The organism is Zobellia laminariae (genome assembly GCF_030553095.1).
GTDB classification, from domain to species: domain Bacteria; phylum Bacteroidota; class Bacteroidia; order Flavobacteriales; family Flavobacteriaceae; genus Zobellia; species Zobellia laminariae.
Map to the genome: position 1 here is coordinate 3,730,658 of NZ_CP130738.1, position 16,262 is coordinate 3,746,919.

The 16,262-nt window shown below is 37.7% G+C and carries 14 protein-coding genes and 1 pseudogene; all 15 read left to right on the forward strand.

Annotation, left to right across the window (positions count from 1 at the left end):
- Positions 1-141: 141 nt before the first annotated feature.
- The 15 genes and pseudogenes from Q5W13_RS17890 (at position 142) to Q5W13_RS17960 (ending at position 16,247) form a co-directional block, all read left to right on the forward strand.
- Positions 142-3,489, forward strand: coding sequence for a VCBS repeat-containing protein (locus Q5W13_RS17890; RefSeq protein ID WP_304443926.1), 3,348 nt, complete (start codon positions 142-144; stop codon positions 3,487-3,489).
- A 34-nt stretch (positions 3,490-3,523) separates the two neighbouring features.
- A complete protein-coding gene (locus tag Q5W13_RS17895; RefSeq protein WP_304443927.1) occupies positions 3,524-5,137 on the forward strand; it encodes a tetratricopeptide repeat protein in 1,614 nt (537 codons plus the stop codon).
- 93 nt (positions 5,138-5,230) lie between these two features.
- The gene (locus tag Q5W13_RS17900) at positions 5,231-5,644 is read left to right on the forward strand and encodes an IclR family transcriptional regulator (RefSeq protein ID WP_304443928.1); all 414 of its coding nucleotides are present in this window, start codon (positions 5,231-5,233) and stop codon (positions 5,642-5,644) included.
- A gap of 54 nt (positions 5,645-5,698) precedes the next feature.
- Entirely contained in the window at positions 5,699-6,028 is a 330-nt protein-coding gene (locus Q5W13_RS17905) for an IclR family transcriptional regulator (RefSeq protein WP_304446542.1), read from the forward strand.
- Between the two features lie 284 nt (positions 6,029-6,312).
- Positions 6,313-7,002 carry a helix-turn-helix domain-containing protein gene (locus tag Q5W13_RS17910; RefSeq protein ID WP_304443929.1) on the forward strand — a complete coding sequence of 230 codons (690 nt, stop codon included), beginning with the start codon at positions 6,313-6,315 and terminating at the stop codon, positions 7,000-7,002.
- A gap of 123 nt (positions 7,003-7,125) precedes the next feature.
- Positions 7,126-8,271, forward strand: coding sequence for a glycoside hydrolase family 117 protein (locus Q5W13_RS17915; protein ID WP_304446543.1), 1,146 nt, complete (start codon positions 7,126-7,128; stop codon positions 8,269-8,271).
- Positions 8,272-8,287: 16 nt separating this feature from the next.
- Positions 8,288-9,304, forward strand: coding sequence for a (R,R)-butanediol dehydrogenase (locus Q5W13_RS17920; RefSeq protein WP_038232577.1), 1,017 nt, complete (start codon positions 8,288-8,290; stop codon positions 9,302-9,304).
- A gap of 30 nt (positions 9,305-9,334) precedes the next feature.
- Positions 9,335-10,102: an SDR family oxidoreductase gene (locus Q5W13_RS17925; RefSeq protein ID WP_304446544.1), complete on the forward strand. Its 768-nt coding sequence runs from the start codon at positions 9,335-9,337 to the stop codon at positions 10,100-10,102.
- A gap of 46 nt (positions 10,103-10,148) precedes the next feature.
- Positions 10,149-10,451, forward strand: a complete 303-nt coding sequence (locus Q5W13_RS17930; RefSeq protein WP_304443930.1) for a sulfatase family protein — start codon at positions 10,149-10,151, stop codon at positions 10,449-10,451.
- 148 nt (positions 10,452-10,599) lie between these two features.
- Positions 10,600-11,547 (forward strand): annotated as a pseudogene (locus Q5W13_RS17935) (sulfatase-like hydrolase/transferase); the annotation flags it as partial.
- Positions 11,548-11,553: 6 nt separating this feature from the next.
- Positions 11,554-13,008 (forward strand): aldehyde dehydrogenase, encoded by a 1,455-nt coding sequence (gene aldA, locus Q5W13_RS17940; RefSeq protein WP_304443931.1) that lies wholly within the window; start codon positions 11,554-11,556, stop codon positions 13,006-13,008.
- The gene (locus Q5W13_RS17945; protein WP_304443932.1) at positions 13,009-14,100 is read left to right on the forward strand and encodes a mandelate racemase/muconate lactonizing enzyme family protein; all 1,092 of its coding nucleotides are present in this window, start codon (positions 13,009-13,011) and stop codon (positions 14,098-14,100) included.
- A gap of 36 nt (positions 14,101-14,136) precedes the next feature.
- Positions 14,137-14,583 (forward strand): aldose epimerase family protein, encoded by a 447-nt coding sequence (locus Q5W13_RS25845; RefSeq protein WP_304443933.1) that lies wholly within the window; start codon positions 14,137-14,139, stop codon positions 14,581-14,583.
- The gene (locus Q5W13_RS25850; protein ID WP_304443934.1) at positions 14,561-15,181 is read left to right on the forward strand and encodes an aldose epimerase family protein; all 621 of its coding nucleotides are present in this window, start codon (positions 14,561-14,563) and stop codon (positions 15,179-15,181) included. The genes Q5W13_RS25845 and Q5W13_RS25850 overlap by 23 nt, the downstream gene beginning before the upstream one ends.
- A 46-nt stretch (positions 15,182-15,227) precedes the next feature.
- Positions 15,228-16,247 (forward strand): L-rhamnose/proton symporter RhaT, encoded by a 1,020-nt coding sequence (locus Q5W13_RS17960; protein ID WP_155595989.1) that lies wholly within the window; start codon positions 15,228-15,230, stop codon positions 16,245-16,247.
- The last annotated feature ends 15 nt before the right edge of the window (positions 16,248-16,262 follow it).

The window sequence follows — 16,262 nt, forward strand, 5'->3', positions numbered from 1 at the left end:
GGCAAGGTTTCTTCGGAGGCTTTGCCGTTTTTTAATTTAGGTCATTATTTACATTGACCGATTAATACAGGTAATAGGCTAAAAATCTTCGTATTTTTAGAATATCTATTAAGTTGATAATAAAATAATCAAGGGTAATTTATGAGATGTTATCTTACTGTTTTTGGAGTGTTCTTTTTGCTTCTTTCATGCAATCAATCAACCAAGGAAAATGACGTTGAACAGCCTTCTAAAAAAAAATCACCTAAACTATTTAGGGAAGTATCTTCTGAGCTTTCAGGTATTGATTTTGTCAATCATTTAGAAGAGTCATTAGAATCTAATTATTATCAATACATGTACACCTACATTGGTGGTGGTGTTGCTGTTGGTGATTTGAACGATGATGGTTTTGATGATATTTATTTCACATCCAATTCATCAGAAGATAAATTATATCTAAACACAGGCAATCTTAATTTTAAGGATGTTACGGAATCAGCCGGAATAGAACAGCGCCCGGGTTTTAATACCGGGGTTACTATGGCCGATGTAAATGGAGATGGCCTTTTGGACATCTATGTTTCAAGAGGTGGATGGCAAGATGATGGTAATAAATTTAAAAATCTCCTCTACATAAATAATGGGCCTTCAGGCGATGCCGGAGTGTCATTTACAGAACGAGCAGAAGAATTGGGTCTTGCTGATGCCAATAGAACTATTCAGGCTACTTTCTTTGATTATGATAAGGATAACGATTTGGATGTGTATGTGTCAAACACACCGGATATTACGAGTAGATCAGAAATAATCGATTTAAACAAAACTCAAAAAGACCCTAAAAGTTTAGAGCTTAAAGGTAGTGATAAGCTCTATGAAAATGATGGTACAGGACATTTTACGGATGTATCCAAAAAAGCTGGTTTACTCTATGACATTGGCTTTGGACTTAATCCGCAAGTTGGTGATTTAAATAATGACGGTTGGGATGATATTTATATCAGTAATGATTTCAACGTGCCCGATTTGGCTTATGTAAATAATGGTGATGGAACTTTTACCGAGTCACGTGATAAGCTTTTCAAGCATATGTCGTTCAATAGTATGGGTAGTGACATGGCTGATATAGATAATGATGGCCTTTTGGATTTAATGACTTTGGATATGAACCCGCAAGATTACGTGCGGTCTAAAACTACTATGGCCATGACGTCTATAGCAGATTTTGAAAGTATGGTAGAGAAGGGGTATCACCATCAATACATGCACAATATGTTACAGGTCAATAACGGAAACGGCACTTTTAGCGAAATCGGGAATATGGCTGGGATTGCCAATACGGACTGGAGTTGGGCTCTATTATCGGCAGATTTTGATTTGGACGGTTTTAATGATGTTTACGTTACTAATGGTGTGTATAGAGATGTTATTGACCGCGATAAGAACAATGAAATTTTAGAAATTTTAAGAACGAATAAAAGAAAGCCCACAGCAGAAGATTTTTTAAAGTTTGCTCAGATGCTTCCGCAGCAAAAATTGAAGAATTTCTTTTATCGGAATAAAGGAGATTTGACATTTGAAGACACAAGTGAATCATGGGTAGAAAGTGAACCTTCTTTCTCAAACGGAGCGGCGTATGCAGATTTTGATAATGATGGCGATTTGGATATCGTGGTGAATAATATAAATGATAAGGCTACTTTTCTAGAAAATAGGGCTATTGATAACCAACGTAAATACTATTTAGAGCTAGATTTGGTTGCTGCCGGAAAGAATACTTTTGGAGTAGGCACAACAGTAAATTTGTACTTTGAAGACGGTACAAAACAAACGCGGCAAGTTACACCAACAAGAGGTTTTCTATCATCGGTTCCAAACTCTCTTTACTTTGGTCTAGGTAAACATTTGAACGTAAAACGGATGGAGGTTATTTGGCCTGACGGAAAAATTCAGGAATTGGAAGATGTAGACGCCAATCAATCTTTACAGTTAAATTATCGCTTTGCGGAAACCAAAGTAAAAGAAGAAAATAAGGCCCATTTACTTTTTACTAAAGTCACTTTTGATAACCGTCATTCGGACCCTTACTTTAACGATTTTGATTTACAGATTTTACTACCTCATAAATTGTCGCAATTAGGTCCTTCCTTGGCAAAGGCCGATATTAATGGAGACGGGGAAGAGGACGTTTTTATAGGAGGAGGAAAAGACCAACCTGGGCAACTTCTTGTAAGCCGGTCAAATTCATTTCAAAAGACGAGTTCACCTGCTCTTGTAGAGGATAAGTCTTATGAAGATGTTGGGGCTACTTTTTTTGATGCGGATGGCGATGGAGACAATGACCTTTACGTAGTTAGTGGGAGTTATGAGTTTAAGGAGAACCCTAGGATGTTGGTAGATAGGTTATATCTTAACGATGGTAAAGGTAATTTTGAAAAAGCTGAAAATGCTATTCCAGAAGTAGGTATTTCGGGTTCTGTAGTGGTTCCTTCTGATTATGATGGGGATGGAGATATAGATTTATTTATTGGCGGAAGACTCATTACCGGTAAATATCCGCACCCAGCAAGTAGTTTATTGCTGGTAAATGATGCAGGTAAATTTACTATTGAAAATGAAAACCTTGCTCCGGGATTACAAGGTTTAGGTCTAGTCACTGATGCCAAATGGGTAGACATCAATAATGACCAAAAAGTTGATTTGGTTGTGACTGGTGAGTGGATGGGAATTCAAGTATTTCTTAATAAAAACAATAAACTAGAACGTAGTGATGCATATCCTGAATTGGCAAATGCCGTAGGTTGGTGGAACGAACTCTTAATAGATGACGTAGATGGCGACGGGGACAAAGATATTGTTGCAGGGAACTTGGGCTTAAATTCTAAGTTTCATACTTCTTATGAGAAACCATTTGAAATCTATACATCGGATTTTGATATGAACGGGTCGGAAGATGTTATACTGGCAAAAGAATACCATGGCAAACAAGTTCCTGTTAGGGGTAAAGGTTGTATGACCCAGCAATTACCACATCTGGCGCAAACTATACCAACATATACAGATTTTGCTAGTAAGGATTTAAAAGGTATTGTTGGAGAGGGACTTCAAACAGCACTTCATTACAAGGCAACAGAATTTAGGTCAGGAATATTTATAAACAACGGAGATAAATTTAGTTTTCAACCATTTGAAAATAGAATTCAAATAGCACCGATCAATAGTATATTGTTCCAAGATTTTGATAACGATGGTTTAAAAGATTTGTTATTGGCGGGCAACAATTACCAATCTGAGGTTGAAACTACGCGTTCGGATGCAGGAATAGGTAATTTTCTTAAAGGAAATGGTAAAGGCGAGTTTGAAGCAATTTCAAGTTTAAAGTCAGGTTTTTTTGCTGATAAGGATGTTCGCAATATGACTACTTTACATACGAAAGCAGGAAGTTTTATACTGGTGGTCAATAATAATGACAAGCATGATTTATTCAAAGTAAAAACAGCTACTAATTAAAACATGAGATTGCCAATAAGGAATATATTACTTTTTGGATTTTTCTTTTTTGCTTTGTACGGCAACAAGTCGGTTAAGTGCGCAGCAAAATTCCGAAAAGAAACATGATTCTCTGGCCGATGTTTTTTTTAATAAAACGAAAAAGTTAAGGCGTGATAATCCGGATAGTGCTTTAGTTCTACTAGAGTCTAAACACGAGGAATTCTTACAAAAAGGAGACACGGTAAATGCCGTAAAAGCCTTGCTGGAAATGCCATATATTTATGGTCAACATGTAGATTATACTAAATCTTATGATACGCTTTGGTTCGCTTTATTTTTAGCGGATAAGGCTAATAATGATGAGCTAAAAGCTTCTGTGTACAATTGGCTGGGCAGACTGTATAGCTTTTTTAAGCGGAAAGATGAGGCCTTGGAATATCTGCAGACCTCTCTTGATATTAATCGTAAACTGGTTGAAAAAGGCCAGTTGCAGAAAGCAGATTTAGTACGAAACTACTATTTACTTAGCGCAACACATAGAGTGTTGAATCAACCAGAAATGGCAAAAGTTTATCTAGATAGTTGTTTTGTTAATTATGCATCTACCAATGGTCAGTTACCTATGGCTTACCTTCATTTTGAAAAAGCGTTTCAATTATCGGTGAACGACAAAAATGAAGAAGCATTGCAATTATTAGAGGAGTTAGAGCCTTGGTTTATTGAAAATAGACCGTCCTATTTAGTTTTGGTTTATTCTGATATGGGTGATGTATATGCAAATCTATCTAACTATAAACAGAGTAAAACCTATTATGAAAAAGCCTTGGAAGTGTCAAGGAAATATAACAGTCATGTTGATTTTTCATCTTTAGTTCATGAGAAATTAGCCAATCTGTTTGAAGCGCATGGCGAGTTTGAAAAAGCTTTTAAAAATCAAAAAAAAGCTAGAGAGATCGATGCTCAATTTTTTGATAGTAGAACAGCAATAAACCAAAGCCTGTTAGAAATTAAAGACGAGTTTAGGATTGAAAAAGAAAATCAAGAACGGTTAGTACAACAGCAGCGTTTGGAAAAATTAGAACAAGCAGATGAAATTTCTTTTCTACAACGTATTATTTTATTAGGCTCCCTTATTTTCTTGATAATCATAGGGATAGGTTTCTTTCAATATATGCGGACAAAACATCTAGCTGAAAAGCAACTTTTAAGAAAAAATAAGCAGTTAGAAATTAAAAAGGGGAAAGAACTTTTAGCATTAAAAAACAAAGAATTAGCGGTTACTGCTTTGCAAATGGTTGAAAAAGATGAATTTCTAAAGGATATTGCAGACAGATTAAAAGAGGTGGAAGGCACCACAGAAAAACCAGAAATAAAGCAAGTGCTCAAATCTATTTCTCATAATAGATCAGATAATTGGAAAGAGTTTAGGCTGCGGTTTACGGCGGTAAATGAAACTTTTTATCATAAGATTACCACCATGTATCCAAAACTCAGCCAAGCTGATCAGAAAATATGTGCCCTTATAAAATTAAATTTCTCCAGTAAGGAGATGTCTAGGCTTCTTGGTATTTCTGTAGAATCTGTTCATACTACAAGGTATAGAGTACGAAAAAAGATGAAATTGGAGAGAGGCGTGAATTTGGAAGAATATATTTCATCGCTCTAGTAATTAGATTATTGTAAGTCAAATTGAAAGAACTACTTACAATTTTAGGAAAAACACTAGTAAAGGTGTTAAATTGCGGCAATATTCTGTGTAATGAAGAAAGAGAAGGTAGAGTTAAAATCAACTTATAATGTCCCAAATTTAGAAAGAGGACTATCTATTATAGAACTATTGGCCACTCAGCCAAAAGGCCTTACTCTGGCAGAAATTATTGAAAAACTATCAATTGCCAAGTCTAGTGCTTTTCGCATTGTAAGTACTTTAATATTTAAAAATTACCTTCAAAAGAACGAGACCACCAAAAAAATAACTCTTTCTAGGAAGATGTTAACGCTCGGTATTTCTTCAATGAACGAGCAAAGTTTAGTAGAGCATTCCATAGATGTTATGCGTGCTGTAAGAGACGAGCTTAAGGAATCTGTTATGTTAGGTGTGTTATTAGGCTCTACAGGAACTATTTTGGAGCAAGTGCCATCTTCATATCCGGTAAAACTTTTTGTGGAGTAAGGTACTCAGTTTGATCTTCACAGCTCTGTAGGAGGTAAATGTATATTAGCAAACATTCCTAGTGAAGAAGCAGATGAAGCTTTAAGGGGTAAAACTCTAACCAAGTATACAGAGAATACCATCACCTCTAAAAAGGAGTTTAAGGCAATGCTAAAAGAAGTTAAGAGCAAAGGTTATGCTATAGATAATAGCGAAGACATTCAAGGGATCAATTGTGTAGGAGCTCCAATTTTCAATGAACACGGTTACCCGGTTGCAGCACTGTGGATTACTGCTCCCTATGGTAGATTGCCAGCTTCGCAATTTGAGAGTAAAGGCAAGATTATTCAGAAGTATGCCATGAAAATTTCCACAAAATTAGGGTATCTGACCCAATCCTTATAGTCAATTCTTTATTTTTCATTAAATAAGTTCGCTCACTTCAATGTGTAAGTGAACTAGTTGATTATGGCCGTATTTAGGTCATGAAATAGCCTATTTTAATAGGTCTACGTCGGTATGAGCGCTATCACCGGTTTGTAGTCAAAATCTTCATTTTGATTTTTTCAAGGGTACTTGTGAAAGAAATCTTAAAAAAACACATATAAATAATATCGATATATCAATATTTTGTATATTTTTGGTTCAAATAAGAAACTAGTTTCATATTTGAATAAAAAGGACACCTTATGGAAGCAACTATTTTTAAAGAAGAGAATGCTCTTGGTACTACGCAAAATGGTGTAGGAGTGTTTGAAAATGGAGAACTACGCATAAAAGTTGATTTTATTGATAATGGCGGAACTGACGTATCAGTTTATAATGAAGTCTTTAGCAAGGGACTAAATATGCCAGCTATTCTACTAGGGGCGTTAAATTCATTAGGACTGAAAATTAAAGTTTTAGAAACTGAGGCTGATAATAGTTTGACCAAGCGTTTCAAAATTTTTAAAGACCAGGCCGAAAATAAAACGGTATTAAAGAACGTCACGAAGAGAAAAATTTTATTCGAAAAGAAGGTTTCAGAATTTTCATCACTACATGCACGAGACAAAGATTTTTTAAATAGGATTACTACTTATATGGAAGAAAATATGTCTGATGATACCTATTGGGTAGATGACCTTTCTTTTGATATGAATACTAGTAGGTCTACTTTTTTTAGAAAATTAAAAAAACTTACGGGTCACGCACCAAAAGATTATATGAGAAATATAAGATTGCTCAGGGCTGGTGAATTACTTGAAAAAGGACAGTTGCGTATTGCAGAGGTTAGTTATCAAGTTGGCTTTAGTGATCCTAATTATTTTAGTAAATGTTTCAGAAGGTTTTACGGCACATCACCATCTGATTATAGTGTGTTAAGTAACGCTAGTTAAAACACGAAATCCTTATATTTAAACTTAGATCTAGTAACCGTAATTATGAACAAATATTCACATTTTTTAATTTTTGCTGCCGTACTGGTTTCTGCATGCAATTCTCCCAAAACTACTAATGAAATGAAATCTACTTCAGATAATGATGAGAAGGTGACATTTACCGCCGAGCAAATTGACCACCTTGGTATTACGGATACCAATCATTTAAGTGCTGCATCAAAAAGAGCACTGAAATGGCCAACAGATTTGGGGAACGAATGGTTTATTCAGTTTAACGGACTGGAGCCATTAAAAGGAGATTTGGCATATGAAGAAGGAGTTGTTCGTCGTGATCCGAGTGCTATAATTATGGAGGATGGCAAGTACTATGTTTGGTATACCAAAAGTACAGGCCCAACTCAAGGTTTTGGAGGTGATATAGAAACCGAAAAAGTATTCCCTTGGGACCGTTGTGATATCTGGTATGCCACTTCAACAGATGGTTGGACATGGAAAGAAGAGGGGCCTGCAGTAACTAGAGGAGAAAAGGGTGCTTATGATGATCGTTCTGTTTTTACAGTAGAAATCATGAAATGGGAAGATAAATATTATCTAAGCTACCAAACGGTGAAGTCACCATATAATGTGCGTGTTAAAAATCAAGTTGGATTGGCATGGGCAGATTCTCCAAACGGACCTTGGACTAAAAGTAAGGAGCCTATTTTGAGTCCTGCTGATAATGGAGTTTGGAAAGGTGAGGAGCAAGATCGTTTTGCCGTAATTAAAAAAGGGGATTTTGATAGTCACAAGGTACATGACCCATGTATTTTACCGTATAAAGGAAAGTTCTATTTATACTACAAAGGAGAGCAAATGGGTGAGCAGATTACTTTTGGCGGAAGACAGATTCGTCACGGTGTAGCTATTGCAGATAAACCTGAAGGCCCATATATAAAATCGCCTTATAACCCAATAAGTAATAGTGGCCATGAAATTTGTGTTTGGCCATATGACGGGGGCATTGCAGCATTAATTACTACAGATGGTCCTGAGAAAAATACAATTCAGTGGGCGCCAGACGGTATCAACTTTGAAATTAAATCTGTAATTCCAGGCGTAAACGCGCATGCTATAGGTCTAAACAGAACTGCCGATGTGGAGAAAGAACCAACGGAAATCTTAAGATGGGGTTTGACGCATATTTATAATAATGGAGATTACCAGAGTATTATGCGTTTTTCTTCGGAAAGAAAGACACGTCACGTGGCAAAAGGAGTAAAAAAATAATAGAGAAATATACTTAATGAAAGCAACAGTTTACAAAGGAAACAAAACGTTTTCTGTAATAGAGAAGGAGATTGAGCAGCCTGCAAATGGTGATGTTAGAATAAAAGTAGCGTACTCTGGTGTATGTGGTACAGATGTGCACATCTACCATGGTATGATGGATAAAAGGGTAGCTATGCCTCAGACAATCGGTCATGAAATGTCTGGTGTAATTGATGCAGTTGGTGAGGGTGTAGAAGATTATAAAGTAGGGGACAAGGTAGTTGTTCGTCCGTTAGATGACCGTAAGGTAAAAGCTTCGGACAAGGGATTCAATCATATTTGTGAAGAATTAAAATTCATTGGTATTGATAGTCCGGGTTCTATGCAACAATATTGGAACGTACCTTCATTTGTACTTCATAAATTAAAAGCGGAAACCGATTTAAAATTGGCCGCATTAATAGAGCCATTATCTGTTGCTACGCATGATGTTCGTAGAAGCGGATTGGTTGCTGGTGAAACTGCAGTTGTTTTGGGTGGTGGACCAATAGGTCTTCTGGTAGCAATGGTTGCCAAAGATGTGGGGGCCAATGTTATTATTTCAGAGGTGAACGAAAAACGTATTGCCAAAGCTAAATCTATGGGGTTACATGCTGTAAACCCTATGAAAGTTGATTTGGTAGAATATGTAAAAGAACAAACGGACAACCGTCGTGCAGATGTTGTTTTTGAAGTGGCCGGTGTACAACCTGCTTTAGATATCATGTGTGAAGTTGCTGGTATTCGCGGTAGAATATTGATGGTGGCCATTCACGGAGAGAAAAAACCTGTAGACCTTTTCAAATTTTTCTGGAAAGAACTTAGCTTAATTGGTGCTCGTGTTTATGAGAAGGAAGATTATGAGAAGTCAATTCAATTAATTACAGAGAACAAGCTTCCTTTTGAAGATATGATCACGGATGTACAGCCGTTGACGAATATTCAACAAGTTTTTGAGAACATAGATAATAATCCTGATGGTATGAAAGTACTAATGGATTGTCAACAATAATCACGAGAAACAACGCATAAGAAAATGAGCATATTAAATCAATTTGGCCTAAAAGGTAAAACGGCTTTAGTAACAGGTTGTAAAAGAGGTATTGGAAAGGCAATGGCCGTAGCATTGGCAGAAGCCGGAGCAGATATTATTGGGGTTAGTGCTACTTTAGAGAAGCATGGTAGCATGGTGGAGCAAGAAGTTGAGGCTACCGGAAGAAAATTTAAAGCATACGCCTGTGATTTTGGTAATAGAGATTCACTGTATGAGTTTATAAAGGAAGTGAAAAGCGACTTCCCCGTAATTGATATTTTGGTCAACAATGCGGGAACTATTCTTCGTGCTCCAGCAGTTGAGCATTCTGATGAATACTGGGATAAGGTTATTGAAATAAACCAAACTGCGCAATTCATTTTAACCCGTGAAATAGGTAAGGAAATGGTAGCGCGTGGTGAAGGTAAAATTATTTTTACGGCTTCATTATTAACTTTCCAAGGTGGTATTACAGTACCTTATGGTTATGCGGCTAGTAAAGGTGCGATTGGCCAGATGACTATGGCATTTGCAAACGAATGGGCAGGTAAAGGTGTTAATGTAAATGCAATAGCACCAGGTTATATCAGCACGGATAATACGGAGGCATTGAGAAACGACCCAGAAAGGTCTGCATCTATTTTATCTAGAATACCAGCTGGTAGATGGGGTAAACCAGAAGATTTTGCAGGACCTATCGTCTTTTTAAGTTCAGATGCGGCGGCTTATATGAGTGGCGTTACCATGTTGGTAGACGGCGGTTGGATGGGTAGATAAGTATCTTAAGACTGAGTAAAAAAATCCAATAAATAAATACTGAAAAATGAAATTGCCAAGACAGGTATTCTTGTTCTTAGTGTCCTTTTTTGCGCTTATAAATGGCTGGGCACAAGACAAACCAAACATCGTTTTTATACTATCTGATGACGCAGGTTATGCAGATTTCGGATTTCAGGGAAGCAAAGAATTTAAAACTCCTGAACTGGATAAATTCGCCAAAAATTCGGTGCTCTTTACCCAAGCTTATGTTTCTGCGGCAGTATGTGGGCCGTCAAGGGCTGGGCTCCTGACTGGAAAATATCAGCAGAAATTCGGTTTTGAAGAGAATAATGTACCTATGGTTTGATGAGTAAAAACGGAATTACCGGAGACGATATGGGGCTTCCGTTAGATCAGAAAATAATGGCAGATTACCTTAAAGAGCAAGGTTATAAAAAACAGCTGTTTTTGGAAAATGGCATTTAGGTAATGCAGACCGTTTTCATCCTACTAAAAGAGGTTTTGATGAGTTTTATGGTTTCCGCGGAGGCGCAAGAAGTTATATGCCTTACGGAACGGAAAATCAACTTACAAGAAATGAGGATAGGTTGGAAAGAGGTTTTGGGGAGTATGAAGAATATGAAGGTTACCTAACGGATGGATTGGCAGACGAGGCTATTTCCTTTATGGAACGAAACCAGAAGAACCCGTTTTTTATTTACCTAGCTTTTAATGCGGTACACACGCCAATGGAAGCAAAGGAAGAGGATTTGGCAAAAGTGCTGGGCCTTACGGGCAAGAGAAAAACATTAGCTGCTATGGCCATTGCCATGGATAAAGCCTGTGGCAAAGTTTTAAACCGAATTAAGGAATTGGGTCTGGATAAAAACACGCTTATTGTTTTTACAAATGATAATGGCGGACCGTCTGATGCAAACGAATCATCTAATAATCCATTAAGTGGTACTAAAGCGAATCATTTGGAAGGTGGCATTCGGGTTCCTTTTTTAATGTCATGGCCAGGAAAGTTAAAGCCAAATACCGTTTATGGCAACCCAATCAGTACACTAGATTTACTACCAACTTTTATTACTGCAGCGGGTGGTAATGTAAGTAATATTAAAGGTTTAGACGGTGTGAACCTTATTCCTTTCCTAACGGAGAATACAACAGAAAAACCTCACGAAACTTTGTATTGGAAAAAAGAGGCTAGAGGAGCTGTTAGGCATAACGATTGGAAACTGGTTCGTTTTCCTGATCGCCCGGCGGAACTCTACAACATTAAAGAAGATATTTCAGAGGTGAACGATTTGGCCGCTGAGCACCCAGAGAAAGTGCGGGAGCTTTATAAAATGCTTTTTAATTGGGAGCTCACTTTGGAGCGACCACTTTGGCAATTAGAAAGAAGATTTGAAGGCAAAGCAGCCGAAAGAATGGATACATATAGAAAACATAAATCATAAAAGATCATGTCAGCAATTAAAGAATACCAACTATTTATAGACGGAAAATGGGTGACATCTACGTCTGGAGAAACCATTGACATTGTAAATCCAACTACTGAAGAGATAGTTGCAAGAGTACAGAATGGAACAGTAGAAGAGGCTCAGCAAGCATTAGAAGCTGCTGATAAGGCTCAAAAGGAATGGAAGAAATTGCCTGCTCGTTCCCGTGCTGATTTATTATACAAATTAGCAAATGAAATAAAAGCGAACTCAGATTACTTGGCCGAACTTTTGGTTAAGGAGCAAGGTAAATTGTTGAAAGTTGCCAAAGGTGAAGTTGCAGTTACGGCTTCATTTATTGAGTATGCTTGTGAAGGCGCCAGAAGAATTGAAGGAGATATTATTCCTTCGGATAACCCTAATGAGCAAATCTGGATTCAGAAAATACCTCGTGGAGTTGTTGTTGCTATTACAGCTTGGAACTTTCCTTTGGCATTGGCCGGTCGTAAATTAGGACCTGCTTTAGTGGCTGGAAATACAATCGTTATAAAACCAACTTCTGAAACACCATTGGCAACTCTTGAGTTGGGTAATTTGGCTAAGAAAGTAGGTATTCCAGATGGAGTTATTAATATCTTGACAGGTCCAGGTAGGGCTATGGGTAATGCTCTTGTTGAAAGTCCTATTACTAAAATGGTGACCATGACAGGTTCTACGCCAGTTGGTCAGTCCATAGCTAGAGCTGCAGCACAAAATCTTACGCATGTTCAGTTGGAACTTGGAGGAAAAGCTCCTTTCATTGTTTTTGAAGACGCAGATATAGATGCTGCTGTGGACTCTGCTTTACACTCTCGTTTTGATAACTGTGGACAGGTTTGTACCTGCAATGAAAGAATGTATGTGCATGAGGGTATTTATGATGCTTTTATGGAAAAATTCATCGCCAAAACAAAGGCTATAAAAGTAGGTGACCCAATGTTGGCGGAAACTGATATGGGACCTAAAGTAAATGCAGCAGAATTGAAGCATATGGAGCATTTAGTTGCTGTCAGTCTTGAAGAAGGTGCTACATTGGCTACAGGTGGTAAAAAACCAGAAGGAAGCGCTTTTGAAAAAGGATATTGGTTTGAACCAACAGTATTGACCAATGTAACCCAAAATATGACCATTGTTCACGAAGAGTCTTTTGGACCTATTCTACCAGTTTTAAAATTCAAAACTTTTGATGAAGTGGTTGGGTATGCCAATGACTGTGAATACGGACTTGCGGCTATGATATTTACCAACGACATGAGCACTATAATGAAGTGTAACGATGAGCTTGAGTACGGCGAGATATATGTAAACAGAGGTCATGGGGAGCAGCATCAAGGTTTTCATAACGGTTACAAATTAAGTGGTTCTGGTGGTGAAGACGGTAAGTACGGTTTTGAACAGTACATGGAGAAAAAGACATTTTACATTAGACATAAGGCATAGATGAGTACACGTATAAAATCGGTTGAGTGTAAGTTGTTCCGAGTTCCGTTACCGGAAGTCATGAACGATGCTAAACATGGAGACCATACGCATTTTGAGCTAATCACTTCTACTATTACTTTAGAAGATGGTAGCACTGGAACCGGATATACCTATACCGGTGGAAAAGGTGGAAATGCCATTAAGGCGATGGTGGATTATGATATTGCACCTGCTTTAATAGGCAAGGATGGTACAGATGTAGAGGGAATCTATGATTTTCTTGAATGGCATATGCATTATGTGGGTAGAGGGGGCATTGTATCTTTTGCCGTTTCTACGATTGATATTGCATTATGGGACATCCGTTGTAAAAAAGCAGAAAAACCACTTTGGCAAATGGCCGGTGGAGCGGGTAATACCTGTAAAGCGTATTGCGGTGGAATAGATTTACAGTTTCCTATTCCTAAACTTTTAAAGAATATGGAAGGGTATTTGGCGGCTGGTTTCAATGCGGTCAAAATTAAAATCGGTCGTGAAAATCTAGACGAGGATATTGAACGCATAAAAGCAGTGCGAGAATTTATTGGTCCGGATATCACGTTCATGGTAGATGCCAATTATTCTATGACTGTCGAAAAAGCTATTGAAGCCATTAATCGCTTTAAGGAATATGATATCACATGGTTTGAAGAACCTATCATTCCGGATAATTATATAGGCTTTTCACAAATTTCAGATGCAACGGGCTTTCCGTTGGCTATGGGTGAAAACCTACATACCATTCATGAATTTGAGTATGCTATGGATCAGGCAAAACTATCTTTCGTACAACCTGATGCTTCTAACTGTGGCGGTATTACAGGTTGGTTGGCAGCTGCACGATTAGCAGATAAACATAACATTCCGGCTTGTTCCCACGGTATGCAGGAGCTACACGTAAGTCTAGTGTCTGCGCAACCTAATTCTGGTTGGTTAGAGGTACATAGTTTTCCTATTGACCAGTATACTACTAGACCATTGGTTGTTGAGAACCACCTTGCTGTGGCACCAGATTCAAAAGTGGGAGTGGAGTTTGATTGGGAGAAATTAGCTCCTTATCAATCCAAATAAAACATCGAATTAAAACATTTCAAAACGCTTACGAAAATGAAAACAACGCAAACGGATTTCGGTGTACTTGAAGGAGAAGCTATTCACCAATATACCTTAGAAAATGATAATGGGGTAAGCGTAAAAATCTCTACTTATGGTGCTACCATAACTTCAATTCTCCTACCGAATAAGGATGGGAAAATAGAAGAAATTGTTTGTGGTTTTGACACGTTTGAAAGTTATTTTTCTGATGACTACAAAGCTAATGCTCCTTATTTTGGAGGAACTGTAGGTCGTTATTGCTCACAAATAAAAGATGCTAAATTTTCTTTGAACGGAAAGGAATATGAATTAGCAAAAATTGTAGGAGACAATAACCTTCATGGAGGTAAAGTTGGTTTTGATAAGAAAATATGGAAAGTGAATTCGTTTTCTAATGAATTAGCTACTGTTCAAATGGAACTAAAAAGTAAACACCTTGAAGAGGGTTTTTGGCAGTAATATTACGGTTCAGGTGACTTTCTCATTAACAAACGAGAACGAACTTAAAATACAGTATGGCGCAATAACCGACCAAGACACGCCTTTCACTATTACGAATCACTCGTATTTTAATCTTTCAGGATTTGCAGAAAATGTTGAGGGTCACTCCGTAATGATAAAGTCAAGTACCAAACAAGTTTGGGATGAGACAGGTGCAGCAACGGGAGAAAATGTTTCTGTTGTTGGCAAAGCCGATGATTTACAATCTGCTAAGACCATAAAAGAAGTTCATGAGGCTATGGGAGATGGTTTTGAACATTTTTATCTTTTTGAGGATAAAGGGTTTGAGTTGGATAAAGTAGCAGAGATAACAGAGCCCAAAAGCGGGCGTTCTGTGGAAGTTTTTACCACAGAACCTGGAATGTTATTGTACACAGGTAAATATACTTCTGATGAGCTACAGCGGGAATCAGGATTACAATACGGGAAATACCGTGGTTTCTGTTGTGAAACGCATCGCTACCCGAACGGAATGAATATTAAGAACGCTCCTAAGAGTATTTTAAAAGCGGAAGAATCATATGACAGTACTACTATTTTTAAATTCAACTGGTAAATAAAATTGGGTCATGTACACTAGACCTTAATTAAATATTCAAATTATGACCGAAGGAGTATTATTGGCAATTTTCGCCGGATTAATGTTGGGCCTTTACGCCCTTCCTGAAAAGTTTACAAAGGACTTTAAATATGAAAATACATGGAGTCTCTTTTTTCTCCTGACCATGTTTGTTGTGCCTATTATTGCTTCGGTAACCCTAATTCAAGGGTTTGGAGAGATTTTTGGAAATATGCCAACTGATATCTGGGTAAAAATGGGACTTACCAGTTTTCTTTGGGGTATTGGAGTTATGATGTGGAGTAAGGCAATTAACCATATTGGCCTTTCGCTTGGTTTCTCCATCTTTATAGGTACTATTATATTGGTAGGTTCACTCTTACCATTCATTGAGGACGGGTTACCACCATCAAACGTATTGACCTTTATTTTAGTCGGTATTCTGGTAGTTTTATTAGGGGTTATCTTAAACGGGAAAGCAGGTCTTACCCGTGAAAAGGATGAAGCCAAAATAGAATCTAAAGATGGTACATCGGCTAAAGGTTCTATGGTTACCGGTATTATGATTGCCGTTGTTGGCGGTCTATTGGCAACAGGTTTTAGTTACGCTAATGCAGCAGGACGGCCTTATTTACATGAAGCGAGTATTGCTCAGGGTAATGCCGATTGGATTACTGCTGTGGCGGTAATGTTTCCTATTTTCCTTAGTGGAGGTATTGTAATGACAGCTTATTTTCTTTGGCAATTAAACGTCAAAAAAGCTTGGGGAGATTTCAAAACACCTGCCTTCGGAAAGAATTTGTTCCTTATTCTAATAATGGCAGTTTTTCATTATGCGGCATCCGCTCTTTTTGCATATGCTGCCTTTAAATTGGGAGCTTCCGGTAACACCGTAGGCTATGCTATTTTCAACACCTCTGCCGTGGCGACCGCTATAGTTAGTGGTTTGATTACCAAAGAATGGGTAAGTGCATCACCAAAAGCAAGGAACATGTTATATGGTGGTCTTGCTTGTATGATTGCAGGAATTGTAATAGTTGCTTATGCAAATGGCTTGGGGTAAAACAACTCCTCAATT